30 protein-coding genes and 1 riboswitch are annotated in these 25,719 nt (G+C 45.6%); of the genes, 5 read left to right on the forward strand and 25 right to left on the reverse strand.

Going from position 1 to position 25,719, the window contains the following annotated elements; all coding sequences use genetic code 11:
• Positions 1-20 precede the first annotated feature (20 nt).
• The 5 genes from NYE45_RS18970 to NYE45_RS18990 all read right to left on the reverse strand — a co-directional run bounded on the left by NYE45_RS18970 (position 21) and on the right by NYE45_RS18990 (position 4,056).
• The gene (locus NYE45_RS18970) at positions 21-500 is read right to left on the reverse strand and encodes a hypothetical protein (protein ID WP_076331342.1); all 480 of its coding nucleotides are present in this window, start codon (positions 498-500) and stop codon (positions 21-23) included.
• A gap of 128 nt (positions 501-628) precedes the next feature.
• A complete protein-coding gene (locus NYE45_RS18975) occupies positions 629-1,450 on the reverse strand; it encodes a hypothetical protein (protein ID WP_340013616.1) in 822 nt (273 codons plus the stop codon).
• A 255-nt stretch (positions 1,451-1,705) separates the two neighbouring features.
• Positions 1,706-2,344: a hypothetical protein gene (locus tag NYE45_RS18980; RefSeq protein ID WP_340013618.1), complete on the reverse strand. Its 639-nt coding sequence runs from the start codon at positions 2,342-2,344 to the stop codon at positions 1,706-1,708.
• A complete protein-coding gene (locus NYE45_RS18985) occupies positions 2,328-3,359 on the reverse strand; it encodes a glycosyltransferase (RefSeq protein ID WP_340013619.1) in 1,032 nt (343 codons plus the stop codon). Before NYE45_RS18985 ends, NYE45_RS18980 begins: the two co-directional genes overlap by 17 nt.
• A 52-nt stretch (positions 3,360-3,411) precedes the next feature.
• Positions 3,412-4,056: a hypothetical protein gene (locus NYE45_RS18990; protein WP_340013620.1), complete on the reverse strand. Its 645-nt coding sequence runs from the start codon at positions 4,054-4,056 to the stop codon at positions 3,412-3,414.
• A gap of 190 nt (positions 4,057-4,246) precedes the next feature.
• On the opposite strand from NYE45_RS18990, the gene NYE45_RS18995 reads away from it, so the two are divergent.
• The 4 genes from NYE45_RS18995 (at position 4,247) to NYE45_RS19010 (ending at position 6,213) form a co-directional block, all read left to right on the forward strand.
• On the forward strand, positions 4,247-4,987 hold the full coding sequence (locus NYE45_RS18995; RefSeq protein ID WP_340013621.1) for a GT-D fold domain-containing glycosyltransferase: 741 nt from the start codon (positions 4,247-4,249) through the stop codon (positions 4,985-4,987).
• 183 nt (positions 4,988-5,170) lie between these two features.
• Positions 5,171-5,440 carry a hypothetical protein gene (locus NYE45_RS19000; protein WP_340013622.1) on the forward strand — a complete coding sequence of 90 codons (270 nt, stop codon included), beginning with the start codon at positions 5,171-5,173 and terminating at the stop codon, positions 5,438-5,440.
• 175 nt (positions 5,441-5,615) lie between these two features.
• A complete protein-coding gene (locus NYE45_RS19005) occupies positions 5,616-5,843 on the forward strand; it encodes a hypothetical protein (RefSeq protein ID WP_036607823.1) in 228 nt (75 codons plus the stop codon).
• Between the two features lie 181 nt (positions 5,844-6,024).
• A complete protein-coding gene (locus tag NYE45_RS19010; RefSeq protein ID WP_340013623.1) occupies positions 6,025-6,213 on the forward strand; it encodes a hypothetical protein in 189 nt (62 codons plus the stop codon).
• Positions 6,214-6,232: 19 nt separating this feature from the next.
• On the opposite strand, the gene NYE45_RS19015 is transcribed toward NYE45_RS19010, so the two are convergent.
• The 16 genes from NYE45_RS19015 to NYE45_RS19090 form a co-directional block, all read right to left on the reverse strand.
• A complete protein-coding gene (locus NYE45_RS19015; RefSeq protein ID WP_340013624.1) occupies positions 6,233-7,006 on the reverse strand; it encodes an N-acetylmuramoyl-L-alanine amidase in 774 nt (257 codons plus the stop codon).
• Positions 7,006-7,428 (reverse strand): phage holin family protein, encoded by a 423-nt coding sequence (locus tag NYE45_RS19020; RefSeq protein ID WP_339166371.1) that lies wholly within the window; start codon positions 7,426-7,428, stop codon positions 7,006-7,008. Before NYE45_RS19020 ends, NYE45_RS19015 begins: the two co-directional genes overlap by 1 nt.
• A gap of 161 nt (positions 7,429-7,589) precedes the next feature.
• Positions 7,590-8,072, reverse strand: coding sequence for a GerW family sporulation protein (gene ytfJ, locus NYE45_RS19025; protein ID WP_340013625.1), 483 nt, complete (start codon positions 8,070-8,072; stop codon positions 7,590-7,592).
• 146 nt (positions 8,073-8,218) lie between these two features.
• Positions 8,219-8,950 carry a DUF2953 domain-containing protein gene (locus NYE45_RS19030; RefSeq protein WP_340013626.1) on the reverse strand — a complete coding sequence of 244 codons (732 nt, stop codon included), beginning with the start codon at positions 8,948-8,950 and terminating at the stop codon, positions 8,219-8,221.
• Between the two features lie 190 nt (positions 8,951-9,140).
• Positions 9,141-9,797 (reverse strand): SMC-Scp complex subunit ScpB, encoded by a 657-nt coding sequence (gene scpB / locus NYE45_RS19035; RefSeq protein ID WP_340013627.1) that lies wholly within the window; start codon positions 9,795-9,797, stop codon positions 9,141-9,143.
• Positions 9,766-10,566: a segregation/condensation protein A gene (locus NYE45_RS19040; protein WP_017687652.1), complete on the reverse strand. Its 801-nt coding sequence runs from the start codon at positions 10,564-10,566 to the stop codon at positions 9,766-9,768. The genes scpB and NYE45_RS19040 overlap by 32 nt, the downstream gene beginning before the upstream one ends.
• A gap of 104 nt (positions 10,567-10,670) precedes the next feature.
• Entirely contained in the window at positions 10,671-11,138 is a 468-nt protein-coding gene (gene ribE, locus NYE45_RS19045; protein WP_017687651.1) for a 6,7-dimethyl-8-ribityllumazine synthase, read from the reverse strand.
• 102 nt (positions 11,139-11,240) lie between these two features.
• Complete coding sequence (locus tag NYE45_RS19050; RefSeq protein WP_017687650.1) at positions 11,241-12,473, reverse strand: bifunctional 3,4-dihydroxy-2-butanone-4-phosphate synthase/GTP cyclohydrolase II; 1,233 nt, start codon at positions 12,471-12,473, stop codon at positions 11,241-11,243.
• Between the two features lie 32 nt (positions 12,474-12,505).
• Positions 12,506-13,174 carry a riboflavin synthase gene (gene ribE, locus NYE45_RS19055; protein WP_340013628.1) on the reverse strand — a complete coding sequence of 223 codons (669 nt, stop codon included), beginning with the start codon at positions 13,172-13,174 and terminating at the stop codon, positions 12,506-12,508.
• 58 nt (positions 13,175-13,232) lie between these two features.
• Positions 13,233-14,336 carry a bifunctional diaminohydroxyphosphoribosylaminopyrimidine deaminase/5-amino-6-(5-phosphoribosylamino)uracil reductase RibD gene (gene ribD, locus NYE45_RS19060; RefSeq protein ID WP_062835230.1) on the reverse strand — a complete coding sequence of 368 codons (1,104 nt, stop codon included), beginning with the start codon at positions 14,334-14,336 and terminating at the stop codon, positions 13,233-13,235.
• 329 nt (positions 14,337-14,665) lie between these two features.
• Positions 14,666-14,833: riboswitch (FMN riboswitch) on the reverse strand.
• A gap of 174 nt (positions 14,834-15,007) precedes the next feature.
• On the reverse strand, positions 15,008-16,321 hold the full coding sequence (locus NYE45_RS19065) for a hypothetical protein (protein ID WP_340013629.1): 1,314 nt from the start codon (positions 16,319-16,321) through the stop codon (positions 15,008-15,010).
• A gap of 112 nt (positions 16,322-16,433) precedes the next feature.
• Positions 16,434-16,865, reverse strand: coding sequence for a peptidylprolyl isomerase (locus tag NYE45_RS19070; RefSeq protein ID WP_017687646.1), 432 nt, complete (start codon positions 16,863-16,865; stop codon positions 16,434-16,436).
• A 257-nt stretch (positions 16,866-17,122) separates the two neighbouring features.
• The gene (gene lysA / locus NYE45_RS19075) at positions 17,123-18,454 is read right to left on the reverse strand and encodes a diaminopimelate decarboxylase (protein WP_145148860.1); all 1,332 of its coding nucleotides are present in this window, start codon (positions 18,452-18,454) and stop codon (positions 17,123-17,125) included.
• A gap of 103 nt (positions 18,455-18,557) precedes the next feature.
• Positions 18,558-20,225: a spore germination protein gene (locus NYE45_RS19080; RefSeq protein ID WP_339166381.1), complete on the reverse strand. Its 1,668-nt coding sequence runs from the start codon at positions 20,223-20,225 to the stop codon at positions 18,558-18,560.
• A 24-nt stretch (positions 20,226-20,249) separates the two neighbouring features.
• A complete protein-coding gene (locus NYE45_RS19085) occupies positions 20,250-20,678 on the reverse strand; it encodes a stage V sporulation protein AB (protein WP_340013630.1) in 429 nt (142 codons plus the stop codon).
• A complete protein-coding gene (locus NYE45_RS19090) occupies positions 20,659-21,315 on the reverse strand; it encodes a stage V sporulation protein AA (RefSeq protein WP_340013631.1) in 657 nt (218 codons plus the stop codon). The genes NYE45_RS19085 and NYE45_RS19090 overlap by 20 nt, the downstream gene beginning before the upstream one ends.
• 719 nt (positions 21,316-22,034) lie before the next feature.
• Here NYE45_RS19090 and NYE45_RS19095 point away from each other — a divergent pair.
• Complete coding sequence (locus tag NYE45_RS19095) at positions 22,035-22,415, forward strand: hypothetical protein (RefSeq protein ID WP_340013632.1); 381 nt, start codon at positions 22,035-22,037, stop codon at positions 22,413-22,415.
• Positions 22,416-22,608: 193 nt separating this feature from the next.
• On the opposite strand, the gene sigF is transcribed toward NYE45_RS19095, so the two are convergent.
• The 4 genes from sigF to NYE45_RS19115 all read right to left on the reverse strand — a co-directional run bounded on the left by sigF (position 22,609) and on the right by NYE45_RS19115 (position 25,449).
• Positions 22,609-23,364 carry an RNA polymerase sporulation sigma factor SigF gene (gene sigF, locus NYE45_RS19100; RefSeq protein ID WP_036607856.1) on the reverse strand — a complete coding sequence of 252 codons (756 nt, stop codon included), beginning with the start codon at positions 23,362-23,364 and terminating at the stop codon, positions 22,609-22,611.
• A gap of 14 nt (positions 23,365-23,378) precedes the next feature.
• A complete protein-coding gene (spoIIAB, locus tag NYE45_RS19105) occupies positions 23,379-23,834 on the reverse strand; it encodes an anti-sigma F factor (protein WP_036672324.1) in 456 nt (151 codons plus the stop codon).
• Positions 23,831-24,184: an anti-sigma F factor antagonist gene (gene spoIIAA, locus NYE45_RS19110; RefSeq protein ID WP_017687636.1), complete on the reverse strand. Its 354-nt coding sequence runs from the start codon at positions 24,182-24,184 to the stop codon at positions 23,831-23,833. The genes spoIIAB and spoIIAA overlap by 4 nt, the downstream gene beginning before the upstream one ends.
• Positions 24,185-24,327: 143 nt before the next feature.
• Positions 24,328-25,449: a D-alanyl-D-alanine carboxypeptidase family protein gene (locus NYE45_RS19115; protein ID WP_340017400.1), complete on the reverse strand. Its 1,122-nt coding sequence runs from the start codon at positions 25,447-25,449 to the stop codon at positions 24,328-24,330.
• Positions 25,450-25,719: the final 270 nt, after the last annotated feature.

A 25,719-nucleotide genomic window follows, 5' to 3' on the forward strand; every position in this document is an offset into this window, starting at 1 on the left:
AGACTCCCCCTCGGTGCGTTCTACTTTTTTAAACCATTGAGCCCTATGAGCATATCAATGACTTTGCGAGCTGTGTTCAGATCAAGATACTCATCCAGATATTCTCGATTGATGATATACTCACCGTGCTCATCTTTGGTCACGATATGAGGATAATTTTTGAACGCCATTGCCAATACATCAAATAAATCCTGCTGCCGCTTTTCGTCCAGTTCATCATTCTCAGTCGGAATGAAATTAAGAATAATGGCATCGATATTCACCGTTTTCAGCAACTTCATCAGACGGCGGGCATCCTTAAGGTTACACGGCGGAATACGATATTTCCGTCGATCCCGCAACGTAATAATCTCATCATCTTCAAAGAATGCACGCTCAGCAGCCTCCACTTCCTCCGGAGTCACCCGTTTGTTTTCCGGATCATCTTTGATTCGTTTGGCCGCTTCCTCATTCAGCTTTTCCGCAAGCTCACGCTCGGCTTTTTCTTGTTCTGTTTCCATGAATTTAAAGACCTCCCCAGGACATTCTCCCCCATATAATAAAAAACCTGGCAAGGCAAGGCTCTGTGAAGGGGAGGACACAGATGCCGTTTGATACCTTGCCAGGAGCAATCAACCTTATTTAGTTATTAGATCTTGCTTGGTGCACTGAAGCGTTTGATACTGCCGATTTTGCCGTCAGCACGTTCAGGATCAAGAATCTGCAAGGAGATTGCAGATGCAGAAGCGGCAGCGCGCTGGGCATTGATGCTGAATGTTCCTTTTGCACGGCACATGTACAGCTCGGTTTCAACACCTGCATACGAACCATCTTTTTGTTGGAACGTACCGTGATGAATGACAGAGATCGGGAACGGTACTTCGTCAACCAACAGATCAACCATGTCTACAATTTGATCTCGTTTGTAGTTCAACACAATCTCTTTACCGATGTGGGCAGCATTCAGGATGATTACACCATTCGCTTCGTCGTAGAAGAACGCATTTGGTTCCACGGCCGTACCTTTCGAAGTGAGTTGTTTCAGCAACGTGTTGGAATCTTTGAGACGAACCGTAATGTCACCGTTACTTCCATAGATATCACTCGCATGCTTCGGTTTGGCTTCCGCAAATCCAGAATTGGAAACGCCTGCAGCCACTGTAGACTGCTCATTCAGCACCCATACATAAGACTTCACTTGCTCTTGTACCGTTGAACCCATCATCAGCTGAATCGCATCCAGATCGAATTTGGCATCTGTTGCCGATACTTCAATCGATTTGGACTTCACCAGTACATCAATGGCGAACAGACCGTCACCACCAAAGATGTCCTCAAGCTCCACGTTAAGGTCAATTTTCAGATCTTGCAGGGTACCCAGGGTAACTACCTCAATTTCGCCCATCGGATCTTTTGGAAGGCGTTTAGCCATGAACGTACCTACACCTTTGATAATCATTTTTTTAGCCATTGAACAGTCCACTCCTTAGGATAGTATGTAATTTTAGCTACGGAGACTTGCTTAAGCCGGGATCAGGTTAATTGACTTGATGATCGGGAGATCCATTTCGTTTAACCCATCTGGCTGTTCGCCGTCTCTGCTTTTTATAGTGTAGAACGCTATCTTCAATCCCTAACGATAATGTAAACGAAATATATTGAAGCAGGATTAGCCCCGTCATCTTTTCAAAAGTAAAAGGCCTATATACAATCAAAGAAAAGACCCCTACATTAGAGGGGCCGTTCTGTTTGGCAAAGAATCAATAATTTGCGCTACCTGTTCCGCACGTTCCTTGATCTCAAATTCATCGGCAGTAACCAGATGAACATGTGAGCAGTATTTGCCATGCTCATAGATTCTCTCGGGTGTAATGAACACAACATCTGCAACAGCTTCCATCTTGTGTTTGTGCTTCTCGTACTGATCCGGATCGGTCAACGAATCAAATACGACCAGATCAGGATATGCTGTCTCGACAGAACTTGCCAGCCGGCTATCGTTCACCCAATAGATCACGCGATCACCTTGAAACAGCGTACGGACATTCTGGCCAACACGGGCTACGACAAAGTTTGGAATCTCCGGATATGGATACTCCAAGGCATCTACCTGATAGAATTCATCACCGGAATTGATATATATTACATTGTAGCCTACTTCCGCGAGTGCCTTTAACAGCCGCTGTGGTCGACGCCCGAATCGTTCACTATGAAAGTCAATCGCAGGCAGATAGACAATCGTTGTATCCGTGTTTGGGGTGTATGCTGTAACATTGAACTCCGTCGTGTCAATCTTTATTTCTTCAAGCTCAATTGGCGGTGGTGTAGATTGGCTACCAAACATTCGCTTAAATATCTTTTTCATTTTCTCTGCCTCCCATGACCTGATTAATCATCTTCACGGCATCCATTGCCCTGCCATCCCAGCTATTAGACTTAGCCACCCTTACTCTTGCCGCAATTTTGAAAGCACTATTCTCACGAATCGCTTTCTCCAACATCAATCCACAATTATGCCGATCCATAAAGTAAGTCACATCACTGTACTTATGAACAATTTCCTCCATACGCGTCGTCAACACAGGCTTGCCCGCAGACAAGTATTCGTAATATTTGATTGGATCGCAGCCACGGATCATCTCTGTCAGCTTGAATGGCACGATACAGACATCGAATTGAGCAATGTAGGCGGGGAGTACTTTATAATCTTTGTGCGGAAGACAAGTCACATTGGGATGCACAATATTTTTTTGATAGAGGGCATTGTTTCCAATCAAAACAACACGATAACCCTTATCTGCAATAGCGATAATCAGCGAATAATCCACCCACGATGCCATTGCCCCGTGGAAACCCACAATCTTTTGCCCATCATGAACATCGGGGAAGTCGGCCGGTTTGGGCAGAATTGCCCGCGCTTTCTCAAAATGTTGGTAATCTGCCCCGTTAGGGCACATAAAGATTGGTTTGCCGTCATGTTTATGTGCCTCGTACATCACCTTGGCAGTCGTGGCAATAAGATCTGCACGGTCAAAACATTTCGAGATGTAGGATTTCCACACAGCAAACTCATCAGCCGAATTATCCAGATAATCAAATACGGTAAAATCAAACTTCCGTCCATCCGAATAATTATACTGGCCTGGATTGGAGAACCAGAGCACCTTTTTTCCTTTGACCAGATGATCGTAGTTCACGCCTTTTTGCACAAGAAACAGATCTTCATTTAACTTTTCAATCGGCCGACTCTGCTTTATGTACGTTTCTTCATTGATAAAAATGGCCCGTATACCTGGAATATTGGAGAAGGCGGTCATCAATTGCTGAGGTCGCTGAAACAAGAGGTTCCAGTCGAGTGCGGGCGGGTAGATAATAGTCATTTCTATACTTTCAAAAACCGGATTTTCTCGTTGTTTTCTACGAAGCAGCCAATTAAGCAATCAACTCTACCCCTTCCGCATAGGCATGAACGGGACGCAACCGAGTATCTACAAACAGTTCGAACCCCAGTTTTCGTGCTTCCTCACAGAATGGTGCATCTTCACCTGTTGGATGCATGGCATATCGCACGCCTGCTTCGATCACTTCACGCTTAATCAAATATACGGCACCTGTCAGATCTACTGGGAACAAGCCCATTTTGAATTCAGGTATATGTTTTCCGCCAATCATGGCATTATGAGCCTTCAACTTTGGATGATTTCGTATAAGCATGGAGCATACATCCTTGTCATTATCTATTAATTGTTGCAGGCTATGCTCAGGAATAATGATATCCGTATCAATTGAGAACAGATAATCACAGTCCGATTTCAGAAACTCATCCAGAAGCATATTTCTTAACAACGCCAGATTGTGATAGGAATATTGTCCACGCATATGACCATATGTTCTCCCCAGATTGTGAGTCAGATAAGGAATCTTACAATCATCAAGGATGTGCTCCGTCTGATCTTCACTATCATTCAAGATGTACATATATTGCTTCTGCACTGTTTGTTGCTCAAGTGATTGCAGGTGCCGTTCCATAATCCAAGCTCGGTTTCGCACAGGACTACCTATAAATACGTTTTTCACAGTCCATCCCCTCTCCCTTTTTACCTAGTCTAGACTGTTCCTCAATAACCTTCGCACGTTGAACAAAAAAGGGATAATTCCTCAAAAGAAGAGAGAGAACGAAGCAATTTTCCTATTCTAGTACAGAAGGAGTTGATGAATATGTATAGCGAAGAAACCATTATTCACACATGGGAAGAAGGTGAAATGCATGCTCGGGACTGTCGAGTTAATCCATAACTGGTTCCAAATGGCCTCTGATGGAGAAGCCCATGCTTCTGTTCGATTTGGGGATGCTTCCAACACTATTCTGGCTCACGATACCGTTCTGACCATGGATTTCATCAAGTCTCATTACGGCTGGTTGAACGATCCTACCTATTGCGGTATAACCTTACCCAATGCGAGTGCAAGAGAAATTATTGTACACTGCCTGCGAAAAGCGGATTACGTCGGACACCTGATCCAGACAGATCACTGGTATTTCAAGCCGTTATTCGATATGTGCCTTGCATTTTACAAGGTTGAACCGAAGGAGACCTTCTATGCTTTTGAGAATAATTACATCGCCAGATTCAGGTTATTCTATGAAACATTCAAGAATATGCCTATTCTGATCTGCGGAGCCAAGGCCGAGCAATTTAGAGAAGTGCTGGAGCGGAGATACGGGTGGACAAGTATCGTCGGAACGGTAGACTGCCCCTCCTGGTCTCATGTGAGCATGGCATCCAAACAAATGGAACATATATACCAACACACACCGTGGAAGCTCGCTCTAATATGCGCAGGTGCACCCGGCAAAGTATTGGCTATTAAGGCGAAAGAACTGCACACCGTAGGTGTGGATTTTGGTTCTGGAGCAGATGTTGCCATTCAAGCCGACACCGAAAATCTGAACGCATGGGATTACAACGGATTTCCCGACTATTGGGAAGGCAGACCCAAAAAATGACCCTTTTCGGGTCTTTTTTACTGGATAAAACTGTGATTCTAATCGAATTTTATCGCCTTAGTGGCTGTTGATAATTTAAACTATCTGCCTTATTATTGTTAAGATAACTCCTAATCTAACCTGGTTTAAACTTGCATGAAGAGGAGCTCTGCTAAGATATTCGAACCGTTGGAGGGAAATGTAATGGCGTACTCGCAGTCAAAGACAGAAATAGTAGCAACTCATTTAAGAACAAGATTTATGGAAGGTAACGTAGAGGGACACGAGATCGTTGTTGCCTTGATCAGTATGGTCAAAGCCGGGAAGATTAATCTAGATGAGGTTGCCCCCATCCTGTCTACAGTCTTCTTTGAACAACCGCAAGGTATTCTATTGGCACTCGAAAAAGCTAGTACCCTGATTGATGATGAATTAATTGATTCCATTCTCCACGAAGTAAACGAAAAGGCTTAATCTTACATACAAAGGGAGAACTTATCATCAGATTTTAATTTACATCAACCAAATATTCTCTCCACACTTTTAGATTGAATAGATCCATCACTGAGAAATTGGACTTTCTCGTTATTTTCCGTCCGCCTCCGCTTATTCTAGTAGTATTACGAAGGAGGGGACACCGATCGAGACAGTGAATAAAGCCATTTTATTTTTAGCAGTTATTGAAACTATGCTTGAAGCGCTCCATCATACTGAAGTAGATCAGACAGAACTTGTGGATTCGCTTGTCATGTTAGGCTTTGATCCTATTGAGATGTTGTACGAGACAAATACGATTAGATCTTTCCAAAAGATATGCAGGGCTTTCGCAGAACTCCATCTTACAGATGAGGCCCTGGACACGTTCTCAAAAGAGTAATTTCATAAGCAGAACCCCACATGTCAATGACGTGGGGTTCTGCTTTTCTATATTTAATTTTTCAACCAGTTTTGCCATTCAGCTTAACCTTCTCCATCCTGCCTCGTATAGGTCATCTAGGGACCATGGACATCTCCATCGCCCCTGTTGACCCTGACTTAATAAACGAAAGGATGGTTGTATGAGCCCAGCCAAACCAACACATGTGATCGAAACGAATCAACCCGCTGTTATTGGAGTCGTCGATGATTCCTCGATTCAAACCCAATATGAATTTGAGTATCCTGATCATATCGTGATTATACAACATTTTTATTTTTTGAAAGATCCAGCTCACTTTAACTCCTGGTTAACAAGCAGGCAGGTATAGCCTTTTTTTAAGATACACTTTAGGTCAGGCTTTTTTTACGTCTGCGCTCATCAATTAAAACCTTCAGCAACAATAACTCTCCATAAGTCAATTTCTTCTTACGTACCTTCTCTACCCATGCCCAATCGTCAATTACTTTGTCGTTGTAGGCATCTCCAATAAACTGATCAAGTTCATTCCAGGCCCATTGTGCGTAATCCAGAACGGTATTCATTTCATCATCCTCCGTGACTGCTATTTCTTGCAGCGGGTTTAATTTTGTATGTACTGCTTGCTTAAATCTTTCATATTCACTTGGTTGTTTAATCCATGGGAGTGGGCATTCCTTCCATCCTACCACTTCTTTATGTGTGAAGAAGACGGGTGGGAAGCCCCGTTCCCTGATTAGGTATACCGCGAGGTCTACAACGTTATTAAATGTATCTTCATGGATACTACCATCTTTTTCAATGCACATCTCAATGCCCACTGTACTATTGTTTGGATATGTCCCAAGCTTGGCTAGAGCTTCCTTCGTGTATGTTGCACTCCCGCAGTGATAAGCTAATTCATCATCTGGGAGACTGTTGTATATCGAAGTTCGATCTACCGAGAAATGTGCACTTGCATAACGGCCTTTCACTGCTTTATTGGAATCTTGCTGTGCCAGACTTGCAAAGTACTTGCTAATGTTCTTGGCGGGCGCCCCAGGAGAAGCCGTATAATGCATCACAATTCCACGTTTCGCTTTTAATTTCAGCCCGGCTCGACTGTATTTATTAACAGGTATGTAATCCTTGGTAATCTGTATCATTACATCTTCTCCTTGTCTTCAACTTGATCTTCATTACCTCGAAGCTTAAAGAGAGCTGAAGTGATAAACTTCGGTACAGGCAGGCCCAGTTTCCCCAGGTTCTCCAATATACTGATTCCTTCCGTACCGATAATGAACATTAACATTGCATCTCTCATGAAATCATTGGAATTGCCTGCAACCATATCCAGTTGATGTGCAATAATGACAAAAACAAATGTCAATGACTTACGAGCAAGCCCCCACCATCCAACCCTGCTGGATAACTCCTTCCTATACCATGCAGACAGCACCCCTGTAATGTAATCCAGCCCCACAAAAATGGTCACTGCAATAAACAGGTGATCAATTCCCCCTACCAAATACACGACTGCCGATAGCAGCCAACCAAACAAAACCATAAAAACAGTGTCTCTGTGCATTAACGTTCCCCCTTCAATAACCTATTTCATGTCTAGGTTAGGCGGATCACAGACATAAGTCTCATGTATTACAGAAACCTCTGAAAAAACACTCCCCCTTTGCTCTACAAACAGCAAAAATCCCTCTCGCTGGGATGCGGGAGGGATCATGACGAAATGATTCAGCTATACGTTGATGGATCTGGTGTAACGGGTACACCTGTAGTATTCGTTGGTGTTGTATTACGTTGGAACATGCCTTGAATTCGGTCCAGGACATAAGGGGTAGAGTCAATGAGTTTCTCAAACAGATGTGTTGAGTTATCGAGTGGTACAATGTGTACCCCCTGTTTACCTACGACCAGGAACGCGATAGGACGTATGGATACCCCACCACCACTACCGCCACCAAACGGAGAAGCCACTTTAGCTGAACTCGCATGTTCAGTAGAGGTACCCGTAGCACCACTTTTGCCACTACTTTCTCCATTAACGTGAAAATCACTACCACCGGCAGCAAATCCGAATCCCACCTTACTGATTGGCAAAATCACGGTACCATCTGGTGTTTCGACTGCATCACCAACAATTGTATTGACATCCACCATGGCCTTGATATTTTCCATAGCGGTTTCCATTAAGCCTTGAATTGGATGATCTGACATTTAAATTCCCTCCAGTTTCAATGTAAGCTAGGTTTGATCTAACCATATCATCCCCAAACATGAAGGGACTTATGTAAATAAGCAATTGAAGTATACTCACCGAACTCACAACTCATTTTTCAAAACAAAGTAGCTGTAATGGACAACTATAGTGTGGTCCCACTAAGCTTATTCTTTTGCTTCTCCTTATGCCTACGGCGCTGTTCCTGAAGAAATTTGAACCACATCCGCCATCCGCCTTCGACTTGGAGTACACGGGTGAGTAGCGTAACTCCAGCGACCAAAAGGGCTGTAATTCGAATCTTCACTCTACAATCGAGCTCTGTTTTGAACTCCATCTCATCTGACCATACCGGCATAACCTGAAGCACGGGTGTATCATCGAAACGGATCTGATAGGTGAGAAAACCAATGATAATGGACTTTATACTCCACACCCAGCCCGTCAGCACCGCTGTATATGCTGCATCACCAACCCCGATGTGGGTGGACCAAGACAATTGAGTCATATGTACACGTGTGAGTGTTTGCTTGAGCCACAGTTTGAGCGCATCGGTCGCCCTTAGCATAACCTTTACATCTTTGGTCCATTTCTTGACCTTACGTTTGTTAACCCGTTCACTTCCATGTGCTTCCCCTCTGGAATGATTCATGGATTGTTCGGTCTTGACCAGGAAACCTTCCTTCATATTACGAAAAACAATACTCGGGATTTCATAGTTAATCCGTACAATTCCATAGAGAAGACGAACATTAATATTGGCGTAATCATCACTTTTATGTTTACTGAATGTAAAATGTACATGAACATTTGAGATGAGGACTGCGGCAATCAGCAATGCGAACAATAAACCGATTCCTCCAAGCCAAATCCACACAGGCCTTACCTCCAAGCCCTCAATTCTTTTCTCGTCTAGTATGGCACTCTGGATAGGAAAAAATTCACGTCTGACCTAAAAATCCCATTTCATATTTGTTTGGAACCGGTCCTGTTCACCGTTTATCTAAAAACAACGCACAAAAAAAACCGACTCCACTGATGGGTGTCGGTTAGTATGAGCCTGCAAATTAGAGTGAAGAATCCGTGTTATCGTCTTCGCTGTCGATATGACTTAGATCATCCGCCGGATCAGCACTTTCCGGTTCCAGTTGTTGCAGATCCAGTTTGTTGAATAACAGTTGTGTCTCTTCCTCCAGGTTTTCCGAATCTTCGAACAAGCCTGGTTCCGGAAGATCTTTAAGTGAAGCCAGTCCGAAATAATCCAGGAATGACTTAGTCGTTCCATACAGAATTGGTCGCCCGATCGCCTCGGCTCGTCCCACTTCAATAATCAGATCCTTATTTACAAGTGTATGAATAGCCCGCTCCGATTTCACACCGCGAATTTCCTCAATCTCAACACGGGTAATCGGCTGCCGGTACGCCACGATAGCTAGCGTCTCCAGAGCCGCCTGCGATAAGGACGTTCGTGCTGGAGAGTACGCCAGTTTCTCAAAATACACAGCGTGCTCAGGCAAGGTTCCCAGCTGGACTACGCCGGCGATTTTAAGAATCTGTACACCTCGTCCCTGCTGTGAAAATTCAAGAATCATCTCCTCGATCGCGTCCGTTACAAGCTCCACTCGCTGATCGACGATCTCGGCAATTTGTTTGATACTCAGACCTTCTTCTCCGGACAAAAACAGCAGGCCTTCAATAATCGATTTCAATTTCGGAAAATCCATGATTCTTTGTTTCCCCTCTCCACTCCATAACGATATCCTCAAACATCCGCTCCTGATAACAGACAATCTGCTTCATCTTCATCAGTTCCAGCACCGCCAAGAAAGTCACGACAATCTCATGGCGATAGATATGCTCATCCATCAACTTCGAGAATAAAAGTCTGCCTCCCGGCCCCATACTTTCCAAAGCGCCGATGACATCCCGTATCCGGTCCTTAACCGATATTTCATCCCGTTTGATCCGGGTTACAGTTGTACGCTTCTCAGCCTTGCGTAGCGCCTTCTGAAATGCAGCAATCAGGTCAGAGGTGTGTAATCCCTCAACAGGGTTAGAAGGGGCTTCTACAGGCATATAGGGGCGCAGATCCTCGGGCTCTTTGGAAAAAATAAGGCTTCGTTCCCACTCCCGTTCATGAAGATGACGCGCAATTCCCTTGTACTTGCGATATTCTATCAGACGCGCAATCAGCTCTGCACGTGGATCATAATCTTCTTCTTCCATATAATCATAATCCTCGAAATCCTCAATTACCGGTGGTTTGGGCAATAAAAGTTTGCTCTTGATCGACAGCAGCGTTGCTGCCATGACCAGAAATTCACTCGTAATATCCAGTTCCAGTTCCTGCATCGAATGCAGATACGCCATGTATTGATCGGTAATATCGCTGATGGGAATATCCTGGATATGAATTTCAGCCTTATCAATCAGATGAAGCAGCAGATCCAAAGGCCCTTCAAAAGTCTCCAGTTTGTATGTAACTACCGTCACTAGACGAATCCTCCCGCCAGAAAAATACAAAACCCTGCTAAGCCGTCCGAATCCGGATTCCCGTTTTCGTCTGCGCAAAGCAGGGCACTACTATTAAATAAGCACTATTTTAGCTGTTTCGTCAAGTTTGCCATCTCAATTGCCGCCGTAGCTGCATCCCAACCTTTGTTACCCGCCTTGGTTCCGGCACGTTCAATCGCTTGTTCAATATTTTCAGTGGTAACCAGACCGAAGATTGTAGGCACGCCTGTTTTCAGGTTAATTGCTGCTACCCCTTTAGCCATCTCGTTGCACACATAATCATAATGCGTAGTTGATCCACGAATAACGGTTCCCAGGGTAATCACCGCATCATACTTGCCGCTCTCCGCCATTTTCTGCGCAATCAAAGGGATTTCGAATGCACCTGGAACCCAGGCTACATCCACTTCATCATCCTGCACGCCGTGACGTTTGAATGCATCAAGTGCTGCGCTAAGCAATTTGCTCGTGATGAATTCGTTAAAACGTCCAACAACAACTCCATATCTTGATCCTTCTGATACTAAATGTCCTTCAAAAAATTGTGGCATTCAAGTCATCTCCCTAACGGTATAATATAATGTAAGCAACAGATATTCCTAAGTAATCACTTCCATAAATTACATGGTAAAAGTTTTTCACCTACAACGCATTTACTCTTCGTTCTGCTCGATATCATCAAACTTAAGCATATGCCCAAGCTTGGCTTGCTTGGTATGAAGATACACCGTATTATCCTCGTTCTCCTCCATCTGGATCGCGACACGTTCTACGACTTCAAGTCCATATCCTTCAAGGCCTTTGATTTTACGAGGGTTGTTTGTCAGCAATCTGATCTGACGAACGCCAAGGTCTTTCAGAATTTGGGCGCCAATTCCGTAATCACGCAAGTCGGCAGCAAAACCCAGCTTCAGGTTTGCATCCACGGTGTCCAGACCTTCCTCTTGCAGCTTGTAGGCTTTGAGTTTGTTGATCAGCCCAATGCCCCGACCTTCCTGTCTCATATAGAGCAGCACGCCATTGCCTTCTTCATGGATCTGTTTGAGTGCCGCATCAAACTGCGGACCACAGTCACAACGATGAGAATGGAATACATCGCCTGTCAAACATTCAGAGTGTACACGTACTAGTACGGGTTTGGAACCATCAATCTCACCTTTGACCAGAGCCACATGCTCCTTGTTGTCCACAGCGTTCGTATAGGCCACCGCTTGGAACTCACCAAAGTCTGTTGGCATGCGTACAGCCACTTCACGTTGAACCAGCTGTTCTTTTTCGTTACGGTAACGAATCATGTCCTGAATGCTGATCAGCTTCAGGTCATGCTTGCGAGCAATCTCCTGCAGATCCGGAAGTCTGGCCATCGTGCCATCTTCCTTAATCACTTCACAGATCACGCCTGCGGGATACGAACCACACATGATGGCGAGGTCTACAGCTGCTTCCGTATGTCCTGCACGACGAAGCACACCGCCGTCTTTTGCAATCAACGGGAACATGTGACCAGGCTTACGGAAATCCCCGGCTTTCGCTTCAGGATCGATCAGACCTTTTACAGTAATGGAACGTTCATGTGCCGAGATACCTGTTGTGGTATCTTTGTGATCCACAGAGACGGTGAAAGCTGTTCCATGGAAATCCGTATTTTGTTGAACCATGGGTTTCAGGTTAAGTTCGTCGGCACGTTGTTGTGTAATCGGAACACAGACTAGACCTCTACCTTCAGTAATCATGAAATTAATGACTTCAGGTGTCGCCTTTTCGGCCAAAGCAATAAAATCGCCTTCATTCTCCCGATCTTCATCATCCACAACAATGACGGGTTTACCACGCATGAGATCGTATATGGCTTCTTCTATTGTGTCCAGAATGGATTGTTCTGACATTGGTCCACCTCCAGTTTATTTCTGTTCTCTATTTATGCAAATCCGTGATTGGCGAGAAAATCCTCACTGATACTGCGCGGCTTGCCAGCACCCGTCTCCTGATGTCCTCTCCCATACTGCAGCAGATGATCCACATATTTCCCTAAAATGTCGCATTCGATATTGATGGTATCCCCTGTCTTTTTCACATTTAGTACAGTCTCACCAATCGTATGTGGGATAATGGAAACCGTGAATGCGGTCTGCGACGTATGGACAACGGTCAAGCTAATGCCATCCAGTGTAACTGACCCTTTGGGGATCAGATATTTGAACAACTGGTGATCCTCCGGCTTGATCTCAAACACAATTGCGTTCTGATCACGAGTTATACTGCCGATCACTCCAGTACCATCGACATGGCCTTGAACGATATGTCCGCCAAAACGGCCGCCTGATTGCATGGCTCGCTCCAGATTAACTTTACTGCCAGACTGCAACTGACTGAGATTGGTATGGCGATACGTTTCAGGCATTACATCGGCGGTAAAACCTCCACCTTCGAGCGTTGTGGCAGTTAAGCACACGCCGTTTACTGCTACACTATCACCAATCTTCAGATCGTCCATGATGGCGGAAGCTCCGATATTCAGGACCATCGCTTCGCCTTTCCGACCAATACGCCGAATCTGACCGACTTCTTCCACCAAACCGGTAAACATGCTGCCGCCTCCCTTGTTGATTTCTGAGGACCCTAACTTACTGCTATGATCCATTTATCTATTCAGGCCACACCGGAATACCGCCAATGCTGATATTATCTCCAACTTGTTCGATTTCCAGCTGATTCAATTGAATCGCCTGATTCATACGCTCCACACCCTCGAAGCGGAAGCTTCCAGGTGTATCATAACCGCCCACAATCTTCGGAGCGATAAACATGAGCAGTCGATCAACCAACCGTGCCTCCAGCATGGCTCCATTAAGGGTGCCTCCACCTTCAAGCAAAATCGAACCAATCTCACGCTCACCCAGCTTGCTAAGTCCGCTTAACAGATCCACACGTGGTCCAGGACCACAGCGTATAATTTCGACGCCGTAGGCTTCCAAACGTTCAGCAGCTTCAGGACTGGCTTCATCTGTGGTCAGTACCCATGTTGGAGCAAGACCATCCTTAACCATTTTGGCACCTACTGGAAGACGTAGCTTGGAATCCACCACAATGCGTACCGGACTAATGCCTTCCACTTGCAAACGGGTTGTAAGCTCCGGATTATCGGCGATTACCGTGTCGACGCCAACCATAATTCCCTGGTGACGATGACGAAGCGCATGCACAATCTCACGAGCAGGCTCGTTGGAGATCCACTTGCTGTCTCCGCTGCGAGTAGCAATCTTTCCATCCAAAGTTGTAGCCGTCTTCAGTGTCACGAAAGGTAGACCCGTTGTAATAAATTTAATGAATTTTTCATTCATACGTCTGCCACGCTCACGCAATACACCAACTTCAACTTCAATGCCTTGTTGACGGAGCATGCTTATGCCCTTGCCGGATACTTGCGGATTTGGATCTTCACAACATACCACGACACGTTTCACCTTTTCATGAATCAGGCGTTCACTGCAAGGTGGCGTCTTGCCATAATGACTACAGGGCTCGAGTGTAACATATACCGTACTGCCTTCTGCGTCGCTTCCTGCCATGTTCAGTGCATGCACTTCCGCATGACCGGTTCCACGTTTCAGATGGCTTCCCAGGCCTACTATACGCCCCTCTTTCACAACTACACATCCAACGACCGGATTAATTCCTGTCTGCCCCTGTGCTCGTTCCGCCATATCAAGTGCCAGTGCCATATAAAATTCATCATTGATCATTTCCAAATCCGTTCACCCCGCGGTTTAAAGTCTTAGTCTTAATTATGAAAAAATCCCCGTCGAACAATCAGTTCGATGGGGATGATGAGAGACAAATGTCAACAGCAGGAGTGAAATGGATACAGCACGCCAACACTTTGCCCAAAAATGCATTTCGGGCAAGTGAAAATAGACACATACCTTAATGAACATCAATTACAGGTAAAGAGCTTCTATAGTGTGGCATATGTATGGAACTGTCCGACGTATCCGGATCTTCCCTGCACAGTGCAAAACATCACGAATAGTGACTGTGCAGCAATACTCCTGCTGAATGCAAACCTGTTAGGTCTGCACCTCTCCTTCTCCCATCCAGACTATACTGTCGGTTCTGGAATTACACCAGATCAGCCATCTGCCAAAGGCAGACAGGTCACGGACTTTGCATCAAGTACTGGACATGTGTCCTTACACTTTCCTGCATCACCGCCGGTAGGGAATCGCACCCTGCCCTGAAGGATTGCTTTCGTTATTAATTGGATGTTAGCACTTTAATGCCAAAAAATCAATTGTTTTTTGTTCCTTTTTGTCACATACTAACTTTTAATAAGCTAAGAAACAACAAAAAACAGCTTCCTCCCAAGGAGGCACGGTTTTTGCTTGGAGGCATTTTACATCCAACCATCCATCGCATCATTCTACATATCAGGAAAACACCAGCTCGCCATATGCTTTAACTCTTTGGCATTATGAAATGGAATGCGATCAGGTTCTTGCAGGGGCGAAGTGGGAAGCGGAAACTCTCTTGTCACTCTTCTGACCCAACTTGTCGAATCGATCGCGATAGCGGAGCATTTCCAGCGACCATTCGGTCTCGGTCGAAATGTCCCATGCAAATCTGCTTTTGCCGGCATCTCTGGAAAGACACCATCCAGATATTCGACGATGACACGTTTGTCTCTGACTTCATGACAATACACCGTCACCCATACACCTTCTCTGACCCGAACAGCATACACATCTCCAGACTGTGCCTCCCCTGTACCTGCATCAGGAGATGCCTTTGGCACTTTCCCGCGAACACTTCTCTTTTTCTCCAATGCACCTAATATCGTGTCCTTTACAGCTGGACTCTCTTCAGGCTTATCCGCAAGAAATATATTACTCAGATCAAAATCATGGAATATCTTGTTCAGGTTGTTCTCATTGATTCCGACAGATGAGTCCCACCACGCCAGAGGCGCCTGCACTTCAACCCGCACATTGGGACGCTCGTCACGCTGTATGTAAGTCGTAAATTGAGTTATCATTCCGGGATGTTCCGGCGTATCCAGTATGCCAATTAGAGCTAACGTCTCAAGCAAGTCACGGTAGGCATATTCTTTTTGGGTAGGCAAAAGACGTTCCTTCTTGAGCGCTAGTGCTGCCTTGCTATAGCGTGTTTTGGGAGGTAATTCGCGCAACACCGTTAACACCGCACGAAATGTCCAGCGGTCGTATTCATTTGGTATTGGAAGCTCCTGCGCTGTAGACAGCTCTCGAAGTGCCAGTACTTGTCCAAAGGGATCACCGTCCAACGGAGTTCCATTGGTCATGCGCCAATACCATTGCAGCGTCGTGTCGGTTGCTTGATCTACGCTTAATCCACAGATTTTACAAGTGCTCGAAGATGGATAAGACGTGTGTTCATGCTCTGGCACACTACTTGCAATAAGCTTGCTCGTAAGAAGCGAGCGCCAGATCATGGGTGCTGACCACAAAGAAGAGACAAAAGCCTGCGCTGCATCCTCTATCGTCCATTGATTCGCAAGTTTCTTCAGCTCAGTAATCGTTTCATCATGTTGTGGACGCACAAATCGATTCGGTTCATGCCCGGCTGCCTCAAGCGCTTCTCGATCCTGTACGGATACACTATCCGGAACGACATGTCGCGATGCCTGCAGTTCTTCATCCCACAACGAACGATCACTATAAATTTGCTTTAACAAGCTTAGCTGATTAACGATATCCAAGGTTCATTCATCCTTTCCAATCATCGATTTCGAATACGTGACATGTAAAAAATAAAAAAAGTGCTTCTATAAAAGAAGCACTTCATAATTGGATCCAGTAAAGCTGAAGGTATTAAGCTTCTACAACTTCAACAGTTTCCATTTTGTCTTTACCTTCTAAAGCGTCCACGAACTCCATACCTTTAGTTACTTTACCAAATACAGTATGTTGTCCATCCAGATGTGGTTGCGGTTGGTAGCAGATGTAGAACTGGCTTCCACCTGTGTTACGGCCAGCATGTGCCATAGCAAGTGTTCCGCGCTCATGTTTGTTCGGGTTGATTTCACAGTTGATTGTGTAACCTGGGCCACCTGCACCGGAACCGTTAGGGCATCCGCCTTGAGCTACAAAGCCCGGGATAACGCGGTGGAATGTAAGACCATTGTAGAAACCGGAGTTAGCCAGTTTCTCAAAGTTTGCTACTGTGTTTGGAGCTTCTTGATCGAACAGATCGATCAGAACTTCTCCGCCGTTTGCCAATTTAATTTTCGCTTGTTTCGCCATATGTAAATGACTCCTTTCGTATTGACCATCGTTAATGGTGCCAGAAACGCATGACCCTGGGCCAAGCATTACAGCACTTTTCTTAGTGTACACCGAAAATGTCTGGATCGCAAAAAAAACGGCAACTTTTTTCATAATTTAGTCCGAGTACACAAAAAGCAGACGAAAAAGGAGGGTCCCTTTTCATCTGCTTTGACTGTGAAATCCATATATCCTGAACAATGCAGAAACAAATGCATTATCTTTGACGAATTAGCTTAGCGAGTAACTGGTTGTTTGCCAATACGTGCAGGTACCAGGTCATTCTGGATGATATCCTGATACGTCTCACGGCGTACCACAACATCCCCCTGACCGTCTTTGACAAATACAACGGCTGGACGACGAATCCGGTTGTAGTTGCTCGCCATGGAGTAGTTATACGCACCTGTGCAAGCTACAGCGAGCAGATCGCCACTTTCCACTTTTGGCAAGTCCAGATCCCAGATCAGCATATCGCCACTCTCGCAGCATTTACCTGCAACAGAGACTGTTTCCTGAGCAGCCTCATTCGCACGGTTGGCAAGCACAGCTTCATACTTGGATTCATACAAAGCAGGACGTGGGTTATCGGTCATACCACCATCAACGGCAACATATTTACGCACACCTGGAATGTCTTTGCTTGTTCCAACGGTGTACAGCGTTGTTCCCGCTTCACCCACGATGCTGCGGCCTGGTTCAACCCAGATCTCAGGTACGGCATAGCCGATTTGAGCAAAATGATTTTTAACTGCATCTGTAATAGCCTTCACGTATTGCGCAACTTCAAGCGGCGTATCTCCATCGATATAACGGATTCCGAATCCACCACCAAGGTTAACCACTTTGAAAGCAACGTTAAGACGCTCATATACGCTTGCTGCAAATTCAGCAACACGTTGAACAGCCATCTGGAAACCTTCAACTTCGAAGATCTGGGAACCGATGTGGGAATGTACACCGAGCAATACCAGGTTAGACTGCTTGGAAGCCAGTTCAATGGCTTCAAATGCTGTACCATTACCGATATCGAATCCAAATTTCGAATCCGTCTGACCAGTGGAAATATATTCATGCGTATGTGCCTCAACACCAGGCGTCACACGAAGCAAAATGTTTACTTTACGATTTTTGTCCGCTGCTACAGCCTGCAACAGATGCAATTCATTGAAGTTATCAACAACAAAGCATCCGATCTCTGCATCAAGAGCCATTTCGATCTCTTCCAGCGTTTTGTTGTTACCGTGGAAATGAATGCGCTCAGCCGGGAATCCTGCTTGCAAAGCAGTAAACAGTTCACCGTCCGATACAACATCCAGGGAAAGTCCTTCTTCAGCTGCAAGGGCACACATCGCCATTACACAGAATGCTTTACTTGCGTAAGCAACCTGGAAGCCCAGTCCGGAAGCACGGAATGCTTCCATGTACTCTCTGCAACGCTCGCGAACCAATTGCTCGTCCACAACGTACAGGGGAGTTCCAAATTGTTCTTTCAGATCTGTTGCATCGACTCCACCAATCTCCAGATGTCCTTGCGCATTTATTTTACTTGTACCATGTAAATACATAATCTGCATTCCTCACTTTTTATATACTGGAACAATTGCTATTCCAATGATTTTACACCAGTATATCAAATTAGGCAGCGAGATGAATGGATTTTTCGGAAGATCATTTGTGTTTTTTACTTTTTCGCAGTTCCCCGTCCGGATCATCGGACATTTTGGTGTTGTCACGTGTCTTATTAAATGATGGTCGTTTTTTATTTTCCAGCAACGGAAGCCGGAATAAAAAGTTGCCCAGGGCCTTTGCATTAAACGGTATAAAAGGCCAGAGATACGAAGAATTGTACGACCGGTGAACGGTAAGCGCCAATATAAGCAATGTACAGCCCACGACCAATCCCGGAACCTTGAATATCGCTACGGCAATGAGCAGAACTAACCTGACCAGCCTGTTGGCGAGACCCAGCTCGTAACTTGGCGTGGCAAACATGCCGATGGCTGCGATGGCCATATAGAGTACAACTTCATTGACAAAATATCCTGTTTTCACGGCGATATCCCCGACTAGAATGGCCGCGATCAAGCCCATGGCCGATGCCAGAGGTGTAGGCGTATGAACCGCTGCCATCCGTAATAAATCCACGCCAAGTTCGATCAGGAGAAACTGTAGAATTAACGGCAGCTTTACATTTTCCTGCGGTCCAATGAAATCGAGTCCCATCGGTTTGATCGAAGGATCAATAACCATGAGCAGCCATAAGGGTAGCAAAAACAACGATATAAGAATCCCTGCAAAACGCACCCATCGTAAATAGGTTCCCATCAAGGCCGTCTGTCTGTTCTCTTCCGCATGTTCACACAGGTCGAAGAAGGTCGTAGGCAGAATCATCACACTGGGGGAAGTGTCTACGAAAATGACGACTCGTCCTTCCAGCAAATGAGAAGCTGTAACATCTGGTCGTTCTGAATAACGAACGAGTGGGAACGGATTCCATCCCTTGTTGATAATCGCTTCCTCCAGCTGCTTGTCGGCGGCGGGAATACCATCGATATCCACTCGCTGAATTTTTTCACGAACTGAATCCACCTGCACTTTATCGACAATATCATCAATGTACACCACGCAGACGTCCGTTTGTGTTCTCCGCCCCACTTGCATGATCTCAAACTTCAGTCCAGGGTCGCGTATTCTGCGACGCACTAATGTTACGTTGGTCAGGAGCGTCTCGGTAAAGCCATCTCTGGAACCCCGAACTACCCTTTCCAATGAAGGTTCTTCCGGTGAACGAACCGGGTAACTCCGTGTATCCATAATTAGGACCGAGCGATCCCCTTCAACGAACATTGCGCTCATACCGGTAAGAACCTTGTTGATGACAGCACTCATCTTGTCGACTTTTTCTACCTGAATATGGGGAATATAACATTCAAAATAGGATTTGAGTGCGTGTCCGGATACGTCATCCGGTGTGAGATAGGTCAGTCTTTTTAACACTTCAAGCAAAATCTCATCCTTCGCAAAACCGGTAATCATCAGCAATCCAACGTGTTTGCCACCCAGAACCATTTCCCTCATGTTAACGTCGAAGGATTCTCCAAGCCCGAGCACCTGTTGCAGCGTATATCTATTTTCACTCATGCGTGGGGAGATATCATCGTTTTCCTGCCAATATTGCACCGATTCCTCAATGCTGTCGGACATCTCATTTTGTTTTTTCTTATTGTACGCCTTCTCCTCTTCTTCCTTCTGAATTTCATAAGCCGACTTGTGTAACATCTCTTCCGTTATTCCTTCACTATTTTCCTGCCCTGTATGTTCCGTTCGTTCATCCATTTTCCATCCTCCTATGGCCCCGAGCTACCGCTGATATATAAAAAAATCAAACAGGGAACCTGTCATTTTGCCCAAAATCATGGCGAGCAGTAATCCAAACAAATAAGGTTTCATGCCCAGCCTTTTGGCTAACACGGGCAGTACATTAAGTACCTCAGTGAGCGCCGCGGCCAGCAGACCGATGAACACACCACAGAATAGACCAATGATTGGACTGAGCAACAGCACCCCATGCATTTTCCAGTGCCAGAAATCCGCCACAGTCCCGACCAGCGAACCACCTATGAGCGCCCCTTCGTACCAGTGGGTCTTGTCATACGATTGCGTAAGTTGAGCCAATCTGGGAATCATATCGAGCACCAGAATGAGCGCAATTACGCCGCTTCCTACGGCAATCCCCCCTGCAATGCCCAGTACAATGCTGATTGCTCCATTAAGAACGCTCATCCGCATTCATCTCCCTGCGTTCCTGCTCGTGCATCCGTTCGCTTTCTTCAATCACCACATATTTATCTACATTTTGCTGGTATAGGAACATCTCCACTTCCAACGGAGTAGGCTCCTCATTCCACTTCTTCTTGAACAAATGGTTGAAAAATACCGCCATACCGAATCCAATGCCGATAGAATACGCCACTTGGAACAGATAAGGATGTTCGTCCCGATGCCCAGTGAGCATCTCCACAATTCGAATCTGTACTTCCTGCATGTTCACATCCGCATGAAAATTCATAATCGTTAAGGCTGATCCGAAGAAAAGCAGTAGCCAAACCAATATGAACAGAGACTTGGAAGGTTGACCATCTCCCGCAATGACTTCAACAAGCGTATGGCCGGATCCAATCAGTTCCACGCTTACCTCCGGCAAGATATGCCGAATGCGGGGAATAATCTGCAATATATCAATGAGGATCAGATTGCCATCCTCTGGTCCAGGGTGCAGCAGTTCAAGCTCCAGCAGCCTGTCCTCCTGGTCTTCGGAAGAGGTTAGCACATGTGCAATGTCTCCAAGCTTGACTGCTCTGCCCCTCTGGATGCGAATTCGGCTGCGCAGACGAACATAGACCATTGGAGTGGGTGTCTGGGACATCCATAGCACTCCTTTACTGCGTAATTTAGGTTAGTATTTGAAGAATGTGCAAATTTATTACAAACGGGTTGGAAAAGATCGTGAGGTGGTGAGGACGCTGCGGGATGGATCGGTCATTGGTCGCTGTTATCCCCGGATTTCTTGAACTCTCCTTTTCAAGGAGGAAATCCAGTGCTAAAGGCGAACGCTTCGCTCCTGTTGACCGATTCCATCCCTCCGCTACCATCATCCTTCCATTTCCAAACGTTTTAAATAAATATGCTGGGGGAGTAGGCAGGAAGGGAATTAAAAGATGAGATTTTTGGGGTTATTTTGCTCAAAATTCTATGACTCTTCAAGTTGTCTTCTGGAACCGTCTCAGACTACAGTTGTCTGAAAATTTGGAGACAATGGAGAACGCTTCGCTTCTTCAGGTCTAATCTGCCGCCTGCGTTGCTTATGTATCCTTAAGTGAGCCCTCACGCTTCGCTCATTTTTACCGATTGCATCCCTTCGCTACCCATCGTCCTCCCGTTTCCAAACGTTTGAAATAAATATGCTGGGGAGTAGGCAGGAAGGGAATTAAAAGATGAGATTTTTGGGGGTGTTTTTCTACAATTCATTTAATATTGAAGTAACTTCTAAATAAAACATATACTACAAGTATGTAGAAATTTGAGAACAATAGTGCAATTGTTACTGAGAACGGTTTAAGGAACTAGTTTTAAGGAGGAAAATTGTTGAAGTATATAATACTGGTTTTTATGATATCTATTATTGCCGGATGTGGTGAAAAAATCGATAGAAACCAGATGATGAGTTCTGGCGATATTTTAGCGAATGAGATGATTCAAACAGATCCATCTGCAGACTTCTTTTTGCTTAAAGATCGGGTGTATATAAGAGAAGAGGAAACCACAAACACTGACCAACAATTAGGTGAACTGATAGGCAAAATCGAAAACAATTATTTAAAAGAGGGAGAATTTATGGATCTAATGTCTACTCAACTTCCAGTCGGAACAGAAATCTATCGATTCAACAATGAAAATTCAATAGATCAGGTGATTGTTAAGGAGAAAGAAAAACGAATGATTTACAAATCGTTATCTGAAGGGTAATGAAAAACTCGTCTATGTTTAATCTACCCTTGCACGATGTCTGATCTATAATTCTCTTTGTTAAATGTGGTCAACCTCATAGCCTAACAACAAATAACCTCCCTCGCCATAATGCGCGATAGAAGGTTGTTAGTTGTCGTATATTGGTGTATTAACACCAATATTGATATGTGCACTCCACCAAACTTACATTTTACTGCGCGATTTGGTCGCGGATGGATTGCAGTATTTTTTTCTCCAGACGTGATACCTGCACCTGAGATATTCCCAATCTGCTGGCAACCTCGGACTGCGTCTGATCCCGGTAATACCGCAGATAGACGATTAACCGCTCCCGCTCGCTGAGACCACCGATCGCTTCGTTTAGCGCCAGTTTGTCAAACCAACGTTCCTGAGACTCGTCAGCAATCTGGTCCATTAACGTAATGGGATCACCGTCATTTTCGAATACGGTCTCATGGATGGAGGTCGGTGGTTTGTTCGCTTCCTGGGCAAATACGACTTCCTCTGGGGTTACCCCCAGCTCTGCGGCAACTTCCTTGATCGTTGGCAGACGATCCAGATGTTTGGACAGTTCGTCCCTTTTTTTGCGGACTTTATTCGCCATCTCTTTCAGTGAACGGCTGACCTTCAGGGTACCGTCATCCCGCAGGAATCGCTGGATTTCTCCGATGATCATCGGCACCGCGTAGGTCGAGAACTTCACGTCATAACTGAGATCGAATTTGTCCACTGACTTGAGCAGACCGATACAACCAATCTGGAACAGATCTTCCGGGTCATATCCCCTGTTCATAAAACGCTGTACGACGGACCAGACGAGTCTGATGTTGCAGTTCACCAGCGTATCCCGTGAGACATGGTCACCCGACTGACTGAGCGCAATCAGCCGTTTGACCTCGGCATCGTCCAAATAGGTCTGTGAAGATGGTTTCACTTCAGCATCCATAAGAACACCAACCCCTAATTATACAATGCTTTCTTGGATTCAATCCTTTTCTTCATCTTGATGGAGGTGCCTCTGCCGGGCTCACTGCTGACTTCGAATTCATCCATAAAGTTTTCCATAATGGTGAAGCCCATGCCCGACCGCTCAAGTTCGGGTTTGGACGTATATAGCGGCTGTTTGGCCAGTTCAAGATCTTCGATTCCTTCACCGCGGTCTTCCACAATAATGGTAATCATGTCTTCCCGAATCTCGGCCTGGATGGACACAACACCCTCAGAGTTATTGTTGTATCCGTGGATGATGCTGTTGGTCACGGCTTCCGAAATGACCGTCTTCAGGTCACTGAGCTCGTCCATCGTTGGATCAAGCTGGGAGATAAACGCAGCAACGGTTACCCGTGCAAACGACTCATTCTCTGACTTGGCCGCGAATTGCAGATTCATGAAATTTGTCCCTGTTCCTTCATTCATGAGACGACCTCCAGACCTGAGAGAGCAGTTCCCTCATTTTCGTATATCGGCATAATCTTGAACAAACCCGACATTTCCAGCAAACGGTACACTGGCGAATTGACGTCACAGACCACCATCTTGCCGCCTTTATTCTTAATGAGCTTGTATCTTCCCAAAATGACACCCAGTCCTGAACTGTCCATAAATTGCAGATCTTTCAGGCTGAGTACGAGATGCTCGCTTTGTCTCCGCTGGATAGCCTCATCCATCTGCATCCGTACCATGTCAGCTGTATGGTGATCCAGCTCCCCGGATAATCGTACAATCAGAATCCCGCGATGGTGTTCCATTTCCACATGCAAGTTCACGTTTGCTCACTCTCCTCCCTGTCTTGAACAAGGATTTCTACGCTTCCGAAGGCTTTTCCTGCCCCCCGACAAAACTAGAAGAAAACCCCTATTTAACTACAAAATATGTTCGAAGGATGCGTGCATCTCGCAGAAATCGCCGTTTAGTCAAACAGGTTGGACGTCGTCCGCTTGAACAGCTTCCACCAGCCAGCCTTATTCACATCCTGCGGAGCCTGAATGTCGAACTCCTTAATCACGTCGTTGCCCTGGTAGACCACGAGTTTACCTATACTTTGCCCGGCTTTGATCGGAGCTTTCAATTCTTTGGCAACCAGCAATTCATGCCGGATGTCGTTAGATTTGGCTCCTTTGCGCATCAGCACACTATAATTTTGCGTGGCATTCAGAGGTAATTCGGCGACTTCCCCTTTTTCGATTCTCAGACTGCCCAGCAGATCCCCTGCCTTGTAGAGTGCCTTCATTGTATATTGACTAAAGGCATAGTCAAACATCGAAGATACTTCACTGTTCCGTGTTTTGGTATTCGGTTCACCGAGTACCACGGAAACGACACGCAGTCCATCCTTGGACGCTGTTGCGGACAAGCAGAATTTCGCTTCGGATGTGTAACCCGTTTTCAAACCGTCTGCCCCTTGATAAAAACGAACCAGCTTGTTCGTATTCACCAGCCAGAATGGCTTTTCCGTATCTTTGCGGAGGTAATCCTGATATGCGCCGGTGTACTTCGTAATCCCGGAATGCTTCAGCAGTTCACGGCTCATGACGGCAATGTCATGGGCGGAAGAATAATGATTATCGACCGGCAAGCCGTTACAGTTGGCAAAATGAGTATCCTTCATACCAAGCTCCTTCGCACGCTCATTCATCAGCTGTACAAAGGCTTCTTCCGAGCCAGCGATATTCTCAGCCATAGCTACCGAGGCATCGTTGCCCGAAGCCATCGCGATCCCTTTTAACATATCGTCGACCGTCATTTCTTCTCCGGGCTCCAGAAAGATCTGCGAACCGCCCATGGAAGCTGCGTATTCGCTCGTTCTTACTTTGTCCGTCAGCTTCAGCTTGCCCGAGTCAATCGCTTCGATCGTGAGCAGCATCGTCATAATCTTCGTTATGCTCGCCGGAGGCAGCTGATCATGACTGTTTTTCTCATAAATAACCGTTCCCGTATCTGCATCCATTAAAATCGCAGAACGCGCCGACGGGGCCAGATCCGTTCCTCCCGCTGCCTTCGGTGTTTCTTCAGCCAATGCCGTTGATGCCATAAGGGACAGCAGGATACAAAGGGTCATGAACGATGCCATTATTCTTTTCTTCACAAGGTTACCTCCTCAAATGACTTGCTTACTGCATGTTCCATGCATGTACTGCTAATCATTGTCGGCGCGTTTGCAGTAAATTATTCCATCTTACCTATGATTTCCCGAACTTTTTGTGGAAAAGGCGACAACAGCAAAAAAACGCACTGCACTCAACGGATGAGTAACGGTACGTTCAACACAACAGAAAAGGTTACCCCCAATGATTTCTCATAC

The organism is Paenibacillus sp. FSL K6-1318, assembly GCF_037976905.1.
GTDB classification, from domain to species: domain Bacteria; phylum Bacillota; class Bacilli; order Paenibacillales; family Paenibacillaceae; genus Paenibacillus; species Paenibacillus amylolyticus_A.

Excerpts from the sequence above, each read along its gene's own strand:
- NYE45_RS18970 (WP_076331342.1), bottom strand. The coding sequence starts at position 500 with ATGGAAACAGAACAAGAAAAAGCCGAGCGTGAGCTTGCGGAAAAGCTG.
- NYE45_RS18975 (WP_340013616.1), bottom strand. The coding sequence starts at position 1,450 with ATGGCTAAAAAAATGATTATCAAAGGTGTAGGTACGTTCATGGCTAAA.
- NYE45_RS18980 (WP_340013618.1), bottom strand. The coding sequence starts at position 2,344 with ATGAAAAAGATATTTAAGCGAATGTTTGGTAGCCAATCTACACCACCG.
- NYE45_RS18985 (WP_340013619.1), bottom strand. The coding sequence starts at position 3,359 with ATGACTATTATCTACCCGCCCGCACTCGACTGGAACCTCTTGTTTCAG.
- NYE45_RS18995 (WP_340013621.1), top strand. The coding sequence starts at position 4,247 with ATGCTCGGGACTGTCGAGTTAATCCATAACTGGTTCCAAATGGCCTCT.
- NYE45_RS19000 (WP_340013622.1), top strand. The coding sequence starts at position 5,171 with ATGGCGTACTCGCAGTCAAAGACAGAAATAGTAGCAACTCATTTAAGA.
- NYE45_RS19010 (WP_340013623.1), top strand. The coding sequence starts at position 6,025 with ATGAGCCCAGCCAAACCAACACATGTGATCGAAACGAATCAACCCGCT.
- NYE45_RS19015 (WP_340013624.1), bottom strand. The coding sequence starts at position 7,006 with ATGATACAGATTACCAAGGATTACATACCTGTTAATAAATACAGTCGA.
- NYE45_RS19020 (WP_339166371.1), bottom strand. The coding sequence starts at position 7,428 with ATGCACAGAGACACTGTTTTTATGGTTTTGTTTGGTTGGCTGCTATCG.
- ytfJ (WP_340013625.1), bottom strand. The coding sequence starts at position 8,072 with ATGTCAGATCATCCAATTCAAGGCTTAATGGAAACCGCTATGGAAAAT.
- scpB (WP_340013627.1), bottom strand. The coding sequence starts at position 9,797 with ATGGATTTTCCGAAATTGAAATCGATTATTGAAGGCCTGCTGTTTTTG.
- ribE (WP_017687651.1), bottom strand. The coding sequence starts at position 11,138 with ATGCCACAATTTTTTGAAGGACATTTAGTATCAGAAGGATCAAGATAT.
- NYE45_RS19050 (WP_017687650.1), bottom strand. The coding sequence starts at position 12,473 with ATGTCAGAACAATCCATTCTGGACACAATAGAAGAAGCCATATACGAT.
- ribE (WP_340013628.1), bottom strand. The coding sequence starts at position 13,174 with ATGTTTACCGGTTTGGTGGAAGAAGTCGGTCAGATTCGGCGTATTGGT.
- NYE45_RS19070 (WP_017687646.1), bottom strand. The coding sequence starts at position 16,865 with ATGGCGAAACAAGCGAAAATTAAATTGGCAAACGGCGGAGAAGTTCTG.
- lysA (WP_145148860.1), bottom strand. The coding sequence starts at position 18,454 with ATGTATTTACATGGTACAAGTAAAATAAATGCGCAAGGACATCTGGAG.
- NYE45_RS19080 (WP_339166381.1), bottom strand. The coding sequence starts at position 20,225 with ATGGATGAACGAACGGAACATACAGGGCAGGAAAATAGTGAAGGAATA.
- NYE45_RS19085 (WP_340013630.1), bottom strand. The coding sequence starts at position 20,678 with ATGCGGATGAGCGTTCTTAATGGAGCAATCAGCATTGTACTGGGCATT.
- NYE45_RS19090 (WP_340013631.1), bottom strand. The coding sequence starts at position 21,315 with ATGTCCCAGACACCCACTCCAATGGTCTATGTTCGTCTGCGCAGCCGA.
- sigF (WP_036607856.1), bottom strand. The coding sequence starts at position 23,364 with ATGGATGCTGAAGTGAAACCATCTTCACAGACCTATTTGGACGATGCC.
- spoIIAB (WP_036672324.1), bottom strand. The coding sequence starts at position 23,834 with ATGAATGAAGGAACAGGGACAAATTTCATGAATCTGCAATTCGCGGCC.
- NYE45_RS19115 (WP_340017400.1), bottom strand. The coding sequence starts at position 25,449 with ATGGCATCAACGGCATTGGCTGAAGAAACACCGAAGGCAGCGGGAGGA.